This window comes from Treponema paraluiscuniculi Cuniculi A (assembly GCF_000217655.1).
Lineage (GTDB): Bacteria > Spirochaetota > Spirochaetia > Treponematales > Treponemataceae > Treponema > Treponema pallidum.
Genome location: NC_015714.1, coordinates 785,777 through 800,270, shown reverse-complemented (window position 1 = coordinate 800,270; position 14,494 = coordinate 785,777). Strand labels below are relative to the sequence as shown.

Genomic DNA, 14,494 nt, shown 5'->3' with positions numbered 1-14,494 from the left:
CGAGAGGCCAGGGAGTGTGCAATGAAAGTGTTGGATATGGGAAGACATGGGCTTTTTTTACTCCTCATTTTTTTTATGCTGGTTATCACCGTCTTTGCAGTCTTCTTTGGTATGAAGCGCGGTCCGCTTGAATCCTCACTTTCTAGCGACAATATTCTCAAGGTGCTGTTTGTCATTGAGCACGAGAACGTTCCAATCTCCAGCAATGTTGTTGCGTATTATCCTGCAACGAGGCGCGCGGCAATGTTTGATATTCCCCATAATATGGGACTTATTCTGCAGAGTCTTGGCCGTACGGATGGCATCGGTTCGCTTTACAGCGAGCGTGGTATTGAGGAGTATAAAAGGGAGGTAGAAAAGTTAACGGGAATTAACGTTCCTTTTTCTGTAGTGTGCTCGCTGGATAACTTTTCTAAATTGACAGATTTACTCTCTGGTCTGTCGGTGTTTATCCCTACGCCTATCGACGTGCACACAGAACGTGCAGGGCATGTCCTGTTACCGTCAGGATCAGTGTCTTTGGATGGGGATAAGATGCGTGATTATCTTTTATACGAAGACGAGGATGAGGGAGAAGGGGAGTCAGCATCGAGGAAACAGAAAGCTATTTTAGCTTTGTTGCGTAGTGTTAATGATCACAGTGAGTTTTTTGTTCATTCAACTCGTGCTTTTTCCTTGAACAGGCTAATACGTTCTAACGTTCGGCGTGCTGACTTAAAAAAGCTTATAGGTGAATTATCTAAGTTGGATTCAGAACGCCTAGTGCCGCAGCGTTTTTCAGGGACTAAACGAGTGGTAGACGGCAAGGTACTCCTTTTTCCATCTCGTGATGGACAGCAAATTAAGGAAATCGTGCGCCAGACGCTTGCGGTGCTTGCGTCAGAGAATGGTACGGCCTTTGAGCGTGTGTATGCGTTGGAAATTCTTAACGGGACTGAATCGCACGGTCTTGCGCGCACGACGGCGAATATTTACCAAGGATTTGGTTACGACGTAGTTCGCGTTGATAATGCGTTGGAGCAAAGTGTGCAAAAGACGGTACTCGTCGATCGCATTGGGAATCCTGCAGTGGCTAAAGTGGTGGCGCAGGTGATTCGTTGTCAGAATATTGAGACAACTAGCGCCTCGCTTGATGAGTATGGGGTGGAAACGGGCATCGATTTTACGCTTATCCTGGGGAAGGATTTTAATGGATATCTGGTAAAGGAGGGAACGTGAGTGCTAACGGAGCTGCTTCCGCGGTAGCAGAGGCTCTGTGTGATGCGCGCGCGGAGGATGTATGTGTGTTTGATGTAAGCGCGCGCTGCGGCTGGACGGACTTTGCGGTAGTTGCCACTGTGCCTGGCCTCTTGCACGGCGCTCATCGTCTGGTGTGCGAGCAGGCGGCTCGCTTTGGCCTAAGAGAAGTACATCGAAAAAAACGAGGCCTTTGCGAAGAGCAATGGCGGGTGCTGGACTTTGGGTCTATCCTGGTTCATCTTATGAGCGCGCAGGCGCGCGCCTTTTATGACCTCGACCGGCTGTGGCAAGATTGTCTTGTCGCGCGGTAGGTTAAGCTGCCGGGCTCGTGGCACGTATTGCCCGCGCAGGAGCTCTCATTCTTTTTTTTGTACCGGCTCTCTTCTCCTCCGCACTTCAGTTTGGGCGCGGTGCAGCATGGTGTGCGCAGTTGGTGCCGGGTCGGTTACATACGCGGCGAAATCTGGAAAAACAGAGGCTCTGTGGGGTGTGTTTTGCGCCTGCGCGTACGCGTCGATTGCCTGTATTACTTTTCCTTTCTCTATATGGCTTTTAAACAGGGCACTGAGGCACGCAGGAATAACTGCGCTGGTGGTGTTTCGAAACGCAGGAAGCCCTTTGTGTTCTTCAAAGAAACTGTTTTGGTACGCGGCAGACGCAAGCACAGAGAGTGCACGACATGCGGTTGCCGCACGTGCGCTTTTTTTGTGCACTGCGAGTCCTTGCACTTCCAAACTTCCAGTCAGTACGTCTTGTGCATTTTCGGTTATAGGGAGGACGCACGTGCCCAAGTTGATTCCAGGACGTTCTTTTATGATTGCATCTGCAACCAGGTGACTGCCAAAGTACATAGCGATGCGATCGCGTGTAAAATCATGAATGATTTCGCGCACGCGCGCAGTCCGATGGTGTTTGTTTACGTATCCCCGCTTGAACAGCTCCAGATAGGCTCCGAGTACAGGATAGAGCGCACGCTCGTGCGTCCAATCGATGGAGTCGTCTGTGGCACGTTTGACTAAATCTCGAGCGCCCTGCTCACCGAGTACTTTTGTAATCGCGTCAGCAAGCAACGTATGCGGAAAGCTTTCCGTTGTGTTGAGCGCGAGGGGTACGATAGAAATGCCACTTTTTACAATGAGAGCGCAGCTTTCTAGGAGTTCATTCCAGCTTTTGGGCTCGGATATCCCGTGGCGATCAAAAAGGTCCTTGTTGTAGAAAAGTGCATTGATAGAAACGGCGCAGTTTAAGGGAAGCGCAAATGTCTTGCCGTACGGATCTGTGGGAGGAATCAGTAGGTCCGGTATCCAGGCTTCTTTGCTCAGATCTACAAAGTAAAGGTATGGGTCAAGGGCATGGAGCGAGGGAAGAGACACCTCTACAATATCCGGAGCGGTCCCGTCTGCAAGGCGCGCGTGAAGCACCGTAGGATACTGATCGTCCTGGATGGTTTCGACGGTGACGGCGATTCCTTCTTCCAATTCCAACTTCGTAAACATATTCTGCAGGCCCGAAGAGTAATGCTTCTCTCGTATGAGGACTGAGAGGCGAACCGGTTCTTCTTCCTCTCCCTTCTCTTTGCTGCCATGGCAGAAGACGGGTAACAGCACAAAGAAAGAGAGGAACACACCGCCGATGCGGGCGTAGGTGGCGGATTCGGTGTTACGCATGTAAACCTCCCCGACACGTATGTCTGTTCATCGGACCCTTCTCGGCGCCGATGGCGTTTTGCTTGAATGAGGACTGCACGCAAAATCTGCCAGGAAACAATGATGAGAAAAGCAGCGGTCGGCGCGTTAGCTGCCTTGTGCGACAGAGCTGAAGAAAGGCTTTTCTTTGACAAATCTGCATTCGCTGTACTATCATCCATCCCTCCGAGAGTTTGGTCGAAGGAGGCATGGCTGTGTTCAGCATTCTAGAAAAGAAACAATTTTCTCCGCAGGTGTTTTACCTGAAGGTGCATGCACCTGATATCGCAAAGAATCGTGCTGCAGGACAGTTTGTGCTTGTTCAACTTGATGACGAATACGCTGAGCGCGTACCGCTAACGATTGCGGACGCGCATGCGGATGAAGGATGGATTGCGTTAGTGATCCAGACTGTTGGCGCCACTACTATGAGGCTGTGCGAAAAGGAAGTGGGCGATTCCATCTCTGTAGTTCTCGGTCCGTTGGGGAATCCAACTCTCATTGAAAATGTAGGAACTGTCGCCTGCGTTGCAGGGGGTATTGGGGCAGCTCCGCTGTATCCTATTGCCCAGGCGCATAAAAGGGCTGGAAATCACGTCATTGTAATCCTTGGGGCGCGCAATCGGGATTTAATTATTTTTGAAGAGGAGATGCGCGCGCTTGCAGACGAGCTGGTCATTGTCACAGACGACGGCTCATATGGGCGCAAGGGCTTAGTGACTGAACCCCTGCGTGAGCTGTGCGAGCGCGCGTCCTGTCCACAGGAGGTGGTTGCTATCGGTCCGCCGATTATGATGAAGTTTTGTGCGGAAACGACGCGCCCCTTTGGGATCCGCACGGTGGTATCTTTGAACACCATTATGATTGACGGCACTGGCATGTGCGGTGGCTGTCGGGTGAATGTAGGTTCTGAGATAAAATTTGTTTGCGTGGACGGACCTGAATTTGACGGGCATCAAGTTGATTTTGAGAGCATGATGCGGAGAATGAGGGCATTTCAGGCAAGGGAAGCGCATGATGTCCACTGCTGTAAGATGAAGCACCACGCGGGGAGGTAGGTATGACATCTGTACAAAATGTCGTAAGCGATGCCAAGACGTGTGACGTACCGGTGAGTCAGAACCAGAAGCGCGTACGTATCGGCCGCACGCACTGCTCCAGGAAGAAGCGTGCCAGCGCCTGGCGCAGCTCCAGGGTAAAGAGCTGAAGATGAAGGATCGCACGCAGATCCCTTTGCAGCGTATGCGTATGCTGCCGCCAAAAAAGCGGTCGCTCCTCATGCAGGAGGCGGCGCTGGGTTTTACAGAGCAGCAGGCACTGGTTGAGTCTCAGCGTTGTTTGAATTGTAAAACCAAGCCGTGTGTAAAGGGTTGTCCGGTAGGAGTGCCGATTCCTGAGTTTATTGCGTGTGTCCAAAGGGGAGCCTTTAAGGAAGCGGTTGATATTATTAAGACGACGAGTTTACTCCCTGCAATTTGCGGTCGTGTGTGCCCGCATGAGCGTCAGTGTCAATTGCAGTGTACCGTGGGAAAGATGTTTAAGGATGTGTCCAAGGCGGTGTCGATTGGTGCGCTTGAGCGTTTTGTCGCTGACTGGGAGCGGCAGCATGGTCAAATTACAGTTCCGTACTGTGCGCCGTCTACGCACAAGAAAGTGGCCGTCATCGGGTCAGGACCTGCAGGTCTTGCAGTTGCCTCAGATACGGCGCGTGCAGGCCATTCGGTAACGGTGTTCGAAGCGCTCCACAAACCGGGTGGAGTGGTGACCTATGGTATTCCTGAGTTTCGCCTGCCGGAAGAAGTGGTGGTGACGGAAATTGAAACGCTCAAGAAAATGGGGGTGACGTTCCGGATGAACTTTTTGGTGGGCAGAACAGCAACGCTGGAACAGCTGTTCTCGCAGTACGGTTTTGATGCAGTTTTTATCGGGACCGGTGCGGGATTGCCGCGCTTTATGAATATTGAGGGTGAGGAATTGTGCGGGGTGTTTGCAGCAAACGACTACCTAACGCGTGCGACGCTGATGAAAGCGTACGACACTGCGCATGCGGACACGCCGGTGTATGCGGCAAAGTCAGTGGTGGTAGTCGGTGGAGGGAATGTGGCGGTAGATTCCTCGCGTACGGCGCTCCGTTTAGGGGCTGAGCAGGTGCACTGTCTGTACAGAAAAACGCGTGCGGATATGACCGCCTGTGTGGAGGAAATTGCACAGGCAGAAGATGAGGGGGTGACGTTTCACTTTTTGTGTCAGACCACCCGCATTTTGGGGGATGAAGAGGGGAACGTGCGCGCGGTGGTGTTTCGCGATTGTCAGGAACAGATTGATGCAGGAGAGCGTGTGTTTCTGCCCTGCGGCGATGCTGAGTGTGAGCTTGCTGCAGACGCGGTGATCGTTGCCGTTGGGAATGGTTCAAATCCGCTTATGGCAAAAACAACGCGCAGTCTTGCAGTGAGCGAGCGGGGTACTATCGTGGTGGACGAGGATCAACGGACGAGTATTCCGGGAGTGTGGGCTGGGGGAGACATTGTCTTAGGAGCGGCAACGGTTGTTCGTGCGATGGGGCAGGGGCGGCGTGCAGCGGCGTCTATAAAAGCGTACCTTGCGCAAAAAGCGTAACGGGTGCTGCATGCGCTGAGCGTACACGCGCGAGGTTACCGAAACGTGTGGGTCTAGGCCCCACGAAGGGAGGGAGTGACGATGAGTATTCACCTTGGAGCAAAGGGAGAGGATATTGCGCCGCGCGTGCTGTTGCCCGGTGACCCGCTGCGTGCGCGTTTTGTGGCGGAGCGTTTTTTTCACAATGCGTATTGCTACAATGAGGTGCGTGGCATGCTCGGGTTTACGGGAACCTACAAGGGGGTGCGCGTGTCGGTGCAGGGGACAGGTATGGGGCTGCCGTCGCACTCAATTTACGTAACGGAGCTGTTTCAAGATTATGGGGTGCAAAAGGCAATCCGCGTGGGAACTGCCGGTGGATTGCAGGAGGAAGTGGCGCTCAAATCGGTGGTGTGTGCGCTGGGTGCGGCAACGGATTCTGCAATAAACGCGCGCAGGTTTAGCGGCATGCACTTTGCGCCCACGGCAAGCTGGTCGCTCCTGCGCACGGCAGTGTCGGTTGCTGATGAAATGGGCACGGGGGTGCAGGTGGGAAATGTAATTTCCTCCGACGTCTTTTACGATGAATCAGAAAGCTGGCGCCTGTGGGCCCGGTATGGGGTGTTGGCGGTGGAAATGGAAACGGCGGAGCTGTACACGCTTGCTGCAAAGTTCAGACGCGAGGCGCTGAGCATCCTGACTATCTCTGACCACCTGGTAACCGGCGCGGTAACTAGCGCGCAGGAGAGGGAGCGCTCCTTTACCCAAATGATAGAAATTGCGCTTGAAGCCATTATCCAGTAGGAACGTGCGCGCCATCTGCCCCGGCGGCGGGGCTAAAAGTGGTAGCGCACCCCAAAGTCAATGGTGGCAAGGCCCACGGCTCTGCAGTTCTGGAGGGAGCTTGCAATGTCCCCAAGCTGCGTGTAGGCAACAATGCCGCCGATGGACCAGTCCGGGGTGTACTGGTAGTAGAGCCCCGCGCTGGCTTCCGCAATAAGCCCCGGCGCCTTCTTTTCGAGATAGGACTGAATGTTGAGCCCAACGCCCAGGGAGAGCGGTATGCGCCAGCGCCCCACGGCAAACGTATACGTGGGGTTTACCGTGATGGGAACAGAAAAGTAATAGTTTGACCCGGTCGTGTAGTAACACTCAAAGGAAACTTGCCCGCCGAGGGAAAAGTTTTTGGTAAAAAAATACTCGTACCCAAGGTGAAACCCCCCGCCCCCGAGCAGTTTGCCCCCACCACCTCCTCCTGATCCGCCTCCGTTCCCTGCTATGTACAACTGGTAGCCTGCAACAATGCCAATTTTGAGCAGCTGATCCCCGGGGCGAATGGGCTCGTACGCCACCACCACCTGCGGGGACTGAGAGGGGGGTACCTCTCGCACGCCCTCGGAGCTGTAGGCAGGCAGCAGGGGAGAGAGCGCACACAGCGCACCAACGCACTGCCACGCGCGGAACGTTCTGCTCATACGACGCCGAGCATACGGTGTTTCTTGGGCTTCCGTCTAGTGTCCGTGCGTGTTCGGTCTTTGCACCGTTGCGTGCGCGTGTCTATACTGGGCGCGTGGACGCACGCCTCATCGATGGAAAACAAGCCGCACACGAGTGTACAGCGCGTCTTGCAACGCGTGTGCAGGCGCTGCGTGCGGCGGTAGGCACGGCGCCCTTTCTTGCCGCAGTGCTGGTGGGGGATGACCCGGCTTCTTGTACCTACGTTGCAGCAAAGCAGCGCGCCCTGGCTCGCGCCCACCTGCGGGGGGAAACGCACCGGCTGCCTGCTCATGCCTCTCACGCGCAGGTGTTAGAACTTATTGCTCGTCTCAATGAGGACGCGCGGGTGCACGGCATTTTGATCCAATTGCCGTTACCTGCGCATCTTGACGCAGCGCGGGTGTGCCGCGCAGTGGCGCCAGAAAAAGATGTCGACGGCTTTCATCCGCTTAACTGTGGTGCGCTCTTCCTTGCGCAGCCTGGGTTTGTTCCCTGCACCCCCGCGGGGATTGTGCACTTGCTCCGGCGTGCGCAGGTGCCGCTTGCGGGGGCGCGCGTGGTAATTGTCGGCCGCTCTGCCATTGTTGGCCGTCCGCTTGCGGTGCTCTTTGCCTCTCCCGGCTGTGATGCAACCGTGACGCTCTGTCACAGTCACACGCGCGGTTTGGCGGATATCTGCGTGCAGGCAGATATCCTCGTTGCAGCACTGGGAAAGGCGCGCTTCATTGGCGCGCCGTTTGTGCGCACCGGCGCCGTGGTTATCGATGTGGGTATTCATCACGTGCCAGATGCAACTGCACCGCGCGGGAGAAGACTGTGTGGTGATGTAGATTTTGACGCAGTGGTGCACAAGGTGCAGGCGATCACGCCTGTTCCGGGGGGAGTAGGACCGATGACTATCGCGATGCTGCTGCACAACACGCTCTGCGCTGCAGAGTATGCAGCCGGGATGATACCCCCCTTTAGAGCAGCGCTCTATGCCGACCTAGATGGACGCGCTGCAGGCGACGTACCGTACTGAGTTACAGGGAGGAAAGCGGATGCGCCCGCAAAAAAAGAAAGAGGGCTGCGCCCATGAGAGCGTGGTCAAAGGGTGCGCGGCCCATGCGTTCGTACACGTCGTGCACGGGGAGCACGCACCGCTCTAAAAACTCGTCGGTATCCAACTGCGGTTCATGTACTTCAGGCGTACACTCGGCGCTGAAGATGTACACGCGGTTCTCCAACACGGCAGGATTCGGGTGTATGGTGCCAAGGTGTGCAAGAGAGGAAGCGCGTCTTCCTGTTTCTTCAAACAGCTCCCTGCGCGCTGCGGCCTCAGGGTGCTCCCCTGCGTCGATAACCCCGCCGGGAAATTCAGTACACACCGTCTGTGAACCGCAGCGCCACTGGCGCACCATAACGAAGAAACGTTGTGCGCGTTCCATCACGTGCGGCACGACGATTACCCACTCAGGTGCAGTGAGCGTTACAAAGCGACGTACCGTTTTGCGCGGTGAAACGCTTTCGAGTTCTTGCACGTGAAAAACGCGCAGGCGGCACGCCTCGTGCCGTTTCCGTACCTCCCATGCAAGATGGGCGTCCTGTTTTTCTCTCTCCTTCGCGCGATGCGCAGGCTGGACAGTTTCTCTTCCTTCATCCATGGGCGTGCACCCCTTTTGCCCCGGTTGGTACAGGTTTTGTGTGTTGCAAGGTACGGCGCAAGTATCGTCTCTCCTACGGGGAGCGTCCCGGGCGATGCTGAACGCCAAGATATAGTTTTTCCACTATCCCGGTGAAAATGACGAATCCTGCAAGGATTTCTGCCCCGGTAAAAAAGCGCGCGCCGCTGTTTGATCGCGAAAGGTTCGGAAGCAGGAGACGAGCAAGTTCGAGCGTGTACAGGAGCATAGTCACGGCCACCGTCGCTTTGCCCCTCGCGGTGGAACCGGTCATCGGGTGGCCAAAAAGCGCGTACACACAGGCAATAACCGTTTGTAACGAAAGCCGGGTGATGATAAGCACAAAGAACCACAGGGGCACCACACCGCTTTGGTAGTAAAGCGCTGAGATGAGCCCGATAAGCGCGTAGTCGCTTGCTGCATCGAGCGTTTCTCCCACGCGGGATGTTTCTCGTCTTGCGCGGGCAATTTTGCCATCGATAAAATCGGTGAGGAACAAAACGCTCAGTCCTGCAACGAGGAAGTAAGAAAGCCCCGCCAGTGCGTGGAATTTAAGCAGAAAGCCAACGGTAGGAATAGCACTGGCACGGATAAGCGTGATGTGCGTTGCAGTGTTCAGCGTTTTCAGCGCGGTGCGGTTCTCCTTACAGTCAGAAGATGCGGCGGCACAAATAGGCGCTGTCTGTTCAGGCAGCGGTTTAAACGGCACGGTGGTATCTGCAGGTTCTCTGCTATATGCGACAAGAAAAAAGAAGAGCAGACAGTGCCAGAGTACAATGACCGTTAAAAAGCTGAGCGTGGAGCTGGGGGGCACCTGGGTACGCCCGTGCGCGAGGGACAGCGCCAGCACGAGCGCACTGTGAAAAAGCGTATAGGAGCAGAGAATGCCAGCTGTTTCCTTTTCCATAGACGGAGGGGAAAGGTATCCGAGAATCCATCTTTTGTCAGGGGAAACGGGGAAATACTGAACGGGAAAGAAGCGGTGTGCTGGAGCCTTTGGGAGGGTGCTGAATTTCTCGTGCGCTTTGTATTGAAAAGATGCGTCCGAACCGGACTGGCAGGTCTTTTTTCTAAGACGTGCTGCGCAGTGCGCCGAGAATGGCAGGGAGTGGGGGGAGTGCATGGAACTGAGAGGACTGCTGGCACGGGCCATTGGTATCGGTGTGGCGGAGTCTGCGCCTGCTGCGCAGGAGACTATTTCAGTCGGTACGTCGTGTGCGGCAGCGCCGTGTTCTTTTGCTCAGTCGTTGCATGACCATATGCGTGGCGCTGCGCCAGAGAAAGTCTCCCTTTCCCCTGCGTCGGCTGCAGTGCACGAAAGGGTGCGCGAGGAAGCTGATGAGCAGCAAACCGGTTCGGGTACCCAACAGGACGTTTTCACAGAAGAGTCTCTTTCGGATGTATTTCTCGTGGCGTACGAAACTGGTTTGCGTGCTGCGCAGGAGGCGGCGTCAGGAGTGCGGCCCTTTGATTACGTGCGCGCGGCGCAGGAAGCTTCGGGTGGTGCGTCGTGGCCGTCCGCGCCGGAGTTTCTTGTAGCAGAGCGGCAGGCAACTTCCGTAACGCCGCGGTCTGTTGTGCCAGAGCAGCCCTCATCCGGGGAACGGGGGCGTGCAGCGCGTCCTGCAGGACTGTCTCGCGCGTACGCGCAGCGTGTGCCGGAGACTGCACCGCACGTGCAGGACCTGTGTGGGCAGGAGTCTGGGGAGCATCTGCGAGAAAGCGCTGGTGCGCGGGGGTTGCGCGGAGGGTCTCTTCCTTCTGGCGCTGCCCCTGCCCTGCTGCGTGAGCAGGGGAGCGAAGCCACGTACGCGGCATCGTCGGAGTCTGAAGTCTTTGACGTTATTTTCGATGCAGAGGTGCGGCAGCGGTTGGTGGCGGCTGCTATCCGTGGTGAGCCTGTTTTGCAGTCTGGGGGAGCAGGCAGCTCCTTTGGAGGAAAGGCAGGTGCGTCTCACGCCTCTGCTGCTGCAGGGGTGAGCGCCGGTGCGGCGTTCCAGGGGGCGACTGCGTACGGGCAGGTTCGGCATGGGGATTCTCCTCAGGGGTTGAGATCTTTTTCGGACGCGCGCTTTACTGTGCTGGACGCGCGTAGGCATTCGCGCGGTGCAGGGTCGGGTGTGTCTTCGCACGCGGGCGCCGCACTTCCTGCGGCGCAGGCGCAGCTGTCGGCTGCGGACATGGATGCGGGGGCGGAAGAGCACGGTACGGCGCCGCTGCGTGAGGGGGAGCGTGCAGGCGTGGAGCATGCGTTTGAAGGAGTTGCGCACGCGCGTGAGGAGACAGCGCAGTCGCAGGGGATCCGAGGATTTGCTACCACTCAGGCGGCTCTTTCGGCGCACATTCGTGCGCATAGTGCAGAGCTTGCGCAATCTGGACGGGTTGTGCTGCGAGATCACGGACGCGGATACATCGACATTGCGCTGAAGCCAGAGCACCTTGGTGCGGTGAGCATACGTCTTGCCCTGTCGGAGAATAAGCGGGTGGTGGGTACTATTCACGTTGCTTCTCAGGAGGCGTTTGAAGCTTTTCAGGAAAATCTGGGGGATTTGGCGCGTGCATTCGAGGCAAATGGTTTTGACGCTGCGCAGTTTGATGTGCAGTGGTTTGGCGCTGGTGCGCACGCAGAGGACGGGCATTTGGCATCGCAGACGGCAGCCTACGCTGCTGCACAGCGTCTTGGGGGAGCGGGCGTTGAGCCTGTTCTGCAAGAAGTCCATTGGCATGCGCAGGGAGCTGCGCTCACGATTGACGTATTTGCCTAAATAGGCGCGCCGGTTTTGCCTACCCTGTAGGGGGAGTCAGCGTACACAACCGGTGAAAAAGAGAGGAGGGCCGGGGCATGGTACAGAACACTAATATGCGGTTTGAAATGACCGCCGCTGAGCGTACGCGTTTAGAAATGGATGTGCGCGTTATAAACAAGCAGCTTGAGGCAGGCGCGCGCAGTGCGAAGCGGGAGTTAGGAAAGGACGATTTTTTGCATCTCCTTATTGCGCAGCTTACCCATCAGGATCCTACTGCGCCTATGCAGGACACGCAGTTTATTGCGCAAATGGCGCAATTTTCCTCGCTCGAGCAGATGGCCAACATGAGTGCGCAGGTAGAGAAGCTCGGAACGCTGTTTGGCAATACTGAAGCGCTGCAGGCGGTGGGAAAAATGGTTGAAGTCACTGAGGCGGATAACACTGTTCGTGGGCTTATCAGTGCAGTCACCCGTGCTGACAAGCCCCAGGTGCAGGTGGGGTCGCACTGGTACGAATGGGAGCACGTCAAGGTGATTGCAGATCCGAGTGCGTCGTAGCAGTTGTATGGTTTGTAAGCAGAGAAAGAGAGATTAGGAAAATGAGTCACATGAGGAGGACACAGAGCATATGATGCGGTCACTTTTTTCAGGTGTGTCTGGTATGCAGAATCATCAAACGCGCATGGATGTCATTGGGAACAACGTCGCGAACGTTAACACTACCGGTTTTAAGCGTGGTCGTGTTAATTTTCAAGATCTTATTTCTCAGCAACTGAGTGCGGCTGCGCGTCCGAATGAAGAAGTTGGAGGAGTGAATCCCAAGGAAGTGGGATTGGGCGTGCTGATTGCAAGCATCGATACTGTTCACACGCAAGGTGCACTGCAAACGACGGGTATCAATACGGATGTATCTATTCAGGGGAGTGGTTTTTTTGTGCTGAAAAGTGGGGAAAAGACGTTTTTCACCCGCGCAGGTGCCTTTGGGGTTGATAATGCGGGCACTCTCGTGAACCCTGCGAATGGTATGCGCGTTCAAGGTTGGATGGCGCAGGACGTGGCGGGGGAGCGTTTAATTAATTCCTCTGCACAGACGCAGGATCTCGTTATCCCCATTGGGCAAAAGATAGATGCGCAGAAGACCAGCACTATTCACTATGCCTGTAATTTAGATAAGCGTCTGCCTGAGCTTGCTGCAGATGCGAACGAAGCGGACGTGCGTAAGTCCATGTGGACAACTGACTTTCAAGTGTATGATAGCTTCGGGCAGCAGCATACGTTGCAGATTAACTTTTCGCGTGTGCCGGGGACGAACAATCAGTGGCAGGCCACTGTCGCAGTGGATCCGGGGACAGAGGTAGATACGCAAACGCGTGTAGGGGTGGGGACATCTGACGGCGCGGCAAACACCTTTATTGTAAATTTTGATAATTTTGGACACCTCGCTTCAGTGACCGACACTGCAGGGAACGTGACCGGTCCTACCGGACAGGTGCTCCTTGAAGCGTCGTACGATGTTGTCGGTGCGAATCCGGACGATGCAGGGCAGGTTACGCGCCACGCTTTCACGCTCAACTTGGGTGAAATTGGCACCGCGCGCAATACGATTACGCAGTTTGCTGAACGCAGTACTACCAAAGCCTACCGGCAGGACGGTTACGCAATGGGATATTTGGAAAATTTTAAAATAGATCAAAGCGGTGTCATCACTGGTGTGTATTCAAATGGGGTGAGCCAAGACATTGGCCAGCTTGCACTTGCAGGATTTGCAAATCAAGGTGGTCTTGAGAAGGCAGGAGAGAACACCTACGTACAATCGAACAACTCAGGGATAGCGAACATTAGCACGTCGGGGGTGATGGGGAAAGGAAAGTTGATTGCAGGGACACTTGAGATGAGCAACGTAGATTTAACCGATCAATTTACGGATATGATCATTACCCAAAAAGGGTTTCAGGCGGGCGCAAAGACGATTCAGACATCCGACACCATGTTGGATACGGTGTTGAGTTTGAAGCGCTGATGTGTCGACTGTGTGAAAATGTATCTTAAGCGGCAGGTGGCGTGATGGGGATGAGGGATGATTAAAGTGACGCGACTGAATGGAAATGAAAATTGGGTAAATCCCCACCACATTGAAACGATGCGTTGTACACCTGATGTAACGCTTCAAATGCTGTCGGGTAAGTGCTATGTGGTGAGGGAAAGTGTGCAAGAAGTTATCGATAAAATTGTCTCCTATCGGCGCAGCATCGGCTGCCTCAACGACGAGACCTAAGACACGGGGGAAGCGATGGACATCGCATCGTTTATCGGGCTTTTCGGCGGTTTTGCCATCATTATCTTTGGTGCGGTGCTCGGTGGTTCTGCGCGGGGGCTCTTTCACGTACCGTCATTGTTGATCACCGTGGGGGGCTCGTACTTAACGCTTTTTCTCACCTATCCGCTTTCGTATGCCGTGGGTGTTTTTCGGGTAATTGCGCGCGTTTTTCATGCGGCGGATTTTCACGAACGGGAGATTGTCCAGCGGCTCTACGCGCTTGCTGAGAAAAGTCGGCGCACCGGTTTACTTGCGCTCGAAGAAGAAATTCAGGACTTTGACGATGACTTCGTGCGCACTGGTTTGCGGAACGTGGTAGACGGTGTGGACGGAGATGCGATCAAGGCACTGATGGAGAGCGAGTTGACGCACATGGAAGATCGGCACAATACGTGGATTTCCCTTTTGAACTCCTGGGCTGCGCTCGCGCCCGGATATGGTATGCTGGGCACCGTTATGGGGCTTATCGGTATGCTTGCAACGCTTGAAGACAAGTCCTCGCTGGGATCTAACATGGCAACTGCGCTTATCACTACTTTCTATGGTTCGCTGGTGCAGAATTGGTTCATTACTCCTGTCGCTACTAAGTTGCAGTATCAGCACGATTTGGAGGTAAAGTCCAAGGAAATGGTAATAGAAGGGGTGCTTTCTATCCAGGCAGGGGATCATCCACGTGTTCTTGCGCAGCGATTGCTGACGTACTTGAGTCCAAAGATGCGCAAGGAACTGGAAATGGAACTGATTAAGGATTAAT

General features: G+C 55.0%; 15 protein-coding genes. 11 read left to right on the top strand and 4 right to left on the bottom strand.

The window, feature by feature from the left end; all coding sequences use genetic code 11:
• Positions 1-21: 21 nt before the first annotated feature.
• Positions 22-1,218 (top strand): LCP family protein, encoded by a 1,197-nt coding sequence (locus tag TPCCA_RS03650; RefSeq protein ID WP_013945340.1) that lies wholly within the window; start codon positions 22-24, stop codon positions 1,216-1,218.
• Positions 1,215-1,550, top strand: coding sequence for a ribosome silencing factor (gene rsfS / locus TPCCA_RS03645; RefSeq protein ID WP_013945339.1), 336 nt, complete (start codon positions 1,215-1,217; stop codon positions 1,548-1,550). The genes TPCCA_RS03650 and rsfS overlap by 4 nt, the downstream gene beginning before the upstream one ends.
• Before the next feature lie 45 nt (positions 1,551-1,595).
• Here rsfS and TPCCA_RS03640 read toward each other — a convergent pair whose 3' ends face one another.
• A complete protein-coding gene (locus tag TPCCA_RS03640; protein ID WP_013945338.1) occupies positions 1,596-2,906 on the bottom strand; it encodes an ABC transporter substrate-binding protein in 1,311 nt (436 codons plus the stop codon).
• 233 nt (positions 2,907-3,139) lie between these two features.
• On the opposite strand from TPCCA_RS03640, the gene TPCCA_RS03635 reads away from it, so the two are divergent.
• The 3 genes from TPCCA_RS03635 to deoD all read left to right on the top strand — a co-directional run bounded on the left by TPCCA_RS03635 (position 3,140) and on the right by deoD (position 6,323).
• Positions 3,140-3,982, top strand: coding sequence for a sulfide/dihydroorotate dehydrogenase-like FAD/NAD-binding protein (locus TPCCA_RS03635; protein WP_083815508.1), 843 nt, complete (start codon positions 3,140-3,142; stop codon positions 3,980-3,982).
• A 94-nt stretch (positions 3,983-4,076) separates the two neighbouring features.
• Positions 4,077-5,540 carry an NADPH-dependent glutamate synthase gene (gltA, locus tag TPCCA_RS03630; protein WP_041610002.1) on the top strand — a complete coding sequence of 488 codons (1,464 nt, stop codon included), beginning with the start codon at positions 4,077-4,079 and terminating at the stop codon, positions 5,538-5,540.
• Positions 5,541-5,621: 81 nt separating this feature from the next.
• A complete protein-coding gene (gene deoD, locus TPCCA_RS03625; RefSeq protein WP_013945335.1) occupies positions 5,622-6,323 on the top strand; it encodes a purine-nucleoside phosphorylase in 702 nt (233 codons plus the stop codon).
• A gap of 32 nt (positions 6,324-6,355) precedes the next feature.
• Here the strand turns inward: deoD and TPCCA_RS03620 are convergent, their stop codons facing one another.
• Positions 6,356-6,994: a TP0733 family outer membrane beta-barrel protein gene (locus TPCCA_RS03620; RefSeq protein ID WP_013945334.1), complete on the bottom strand. Its 639-nt coding sequence runs from the start codon at positions 6,992-6,994 to the stop codon at positions 6,356-6,358.
• A gap of 95 nt (positions 6,995-7,089) precedes the next feature.
• Between TPCCA_RS03620 and TPCCA_RS03615 the strand changes: the two genes are divergently transcribed.
• Positions 7,090-8,037 (top strand): bifunctional 5,10-methylenetetrahydrofolate dehydrogenase/5,10-methenyltetrahydrofolate cyclohydrolase, encoded by a 948-nt coding sequence (locus TPCCA_RS03615; RefSeq protein ID WP_013945333.1) that lies wholly within the window; start codon positions 7,090-7,092, stop codon positions 8,035-8,037.
• Position 8,038: 1 nt separating this feature from the next.
• On the opposite strand, the gene TPCCA_RS03610 is transcribed toward TPCCA_RS03615, so the two are convergent.
• Positions 8,039-8,659 (bottom strand): NUDIX hydrolase, encoded by a 621-nt coding sequence (locus tag TPCCA_RS03610; protein WP_013945332.1) that lies wholly within the window; start codon positions 8,657-8,659, stop codon positions 8,039-8,041.
• Between the two features lie 73 nt (positions 8,660-8,732).
• Positions 8,733-9,527, bottom strand: coding sequence for a CDP-alcohol phosphatidyltransferase family protein (locus TPCCA_RS03605; RefSeq protein ID WP_245522094.1), 795 nt, complete (start codon positions 9,525-9,527; stop codon positions 8,733-8,735).
• A gap of 271 nt (positions 9,528-9,798) precedes the next feature.
• Between TPCCA_RS03605 and TPCCA_RS03600 the strand changes: the two genes are divergently transcribed.
• The 5 genes from TPCCA_RS03600 (at position 9,799) to TPCCA_RS03580 (ending at position 14,493) form a co-directional block, all read left to right on the top strand.
• Complete coding sequence (locus TPCCA_RS03600; RefSeq protein ID WP_013945330.1) at positions 9,799-11,442, top strand: flagellar hook-length control protein FliK; 1,644 nt, start codon at positions 9,799-9,801, stop codon at positions 11,440-11,442.
• A gap of 77 nt (positions 11,443-11,519) precedes the next feature.
• Positions 11,520-11,981: a flagellar hook assembly protein FlgD gene (gene flgD / locus TPCCA_RS03595; protein WP_013945329.1), complete on the top strand. Its 462-nt coding sequence runs from the start codon at positions 11,520-11,522 to the stop codon at positions 11,979-11,981.
• Positions 11,982-12,051: 70 nt separating this feature from the next.
• On the top strand, positions 12,052-13,443 hold the full coding sequence (gene flgE / locus TPCCA_RS03590; protein WP_013945328.1) for a flagellar hook protein FlgE: 1,392 nt from the start codon (positions 12,052-12,054) through the stop codon (positions 13,441-13,443).
• A 57-nt stretch (positions 13,444-13,500) separates the two neighbouring features.
• Positions 13,501-13,698, top strand: coding sequence for a flagellar FlbD family protein (locus TPCCA_RS03585; RefSeq protein WP_010882171.1), 198 nt, complete (start codon positions 13,501-13,503; stop codon positions 13,696-13,698).
• A gap of 15 nt (positions 13,699-13,713) precedes the next feature.
• On the top strand, positions 13,714-14,493 hold the full coding sequence (locus TPCCA_RS03580) for a motility protein A (protein ID WP_010882170.1): 780 nt from the start codon (positions 13,714-13,716) through the stop codon (positions 14,491-14,493).
• The last annotated feature ends 1 nt before the right edge of the window (position 14,494 follow it).

Coding starts and splice junctions, on each gene's coding strand:
- TPCCA_RS03600 (WP_013945330.1), top strand. CDS start 9,799: ATGGAACTGAGAGGACTGCTGGCACGGGCCATTGGTATCGGTGTGGCG.
- flgD (WP_013945329.1), top strand. CDS start 11,520: ATGGTACAGAACACTAATATGCGGTTTGAAATGACCGCCGCTGAGCGT.
- flgE (WP_013945328.1), top strand. CDS start 12,052: ATGATGCGGTCACTTTTTTCAGGTGTGTCTGGTATGCAGAATCATCAA.
- TPCCA_RS03580 (WP_010882170.1), top strand. CDS start 13,714: ATGGACATCGCATCGTTTATCGGGCTTTTCGGCGGTTTTGCCATCATT.
- TPCCA_RS03620 (WP_013945334.1), bottom strand. CDS start 6,994: ATGAGCAGAACGTTCCGCGCGTGGCAGTGCGTTGGTGCGCTGTGTGCG.
- TPCCA_RS03650 (WP_013945340.1), top strand. CDS start 22: ATGAAAGTGTTGGATATGGGAAGACATGGGCTTTTTTTACTCCTCATT.
- deoD (WP_013945335.1), top strand. CDS start 5,622: ATGAGTATTCACCTTGGAGCAAAGGGAGAGGATATTGCGCCGCGCGTG.
- TPCCA_RS03640 (WP_013945338.1), bottom strand. CDS start 2,906: ATGCGTAACACCGAATCCGCCACCTACGCCCGCATCGGCGGTGTGTTC.
- TPCCA_RS03610 (WP_013945332.1), bottom strand. CDS start 8,659: ATGGATGAAGGAAGAGAAACTGTCCAGCCTGCGCATCGCGCGAAGGAG.
- TPCCA_RS03585 (WP_010882171.1), top strand. CDS start 13,501: ATGATTAAAGTGACGCGACTGAATGGAAATGAAAATTGGGTAAATCCC.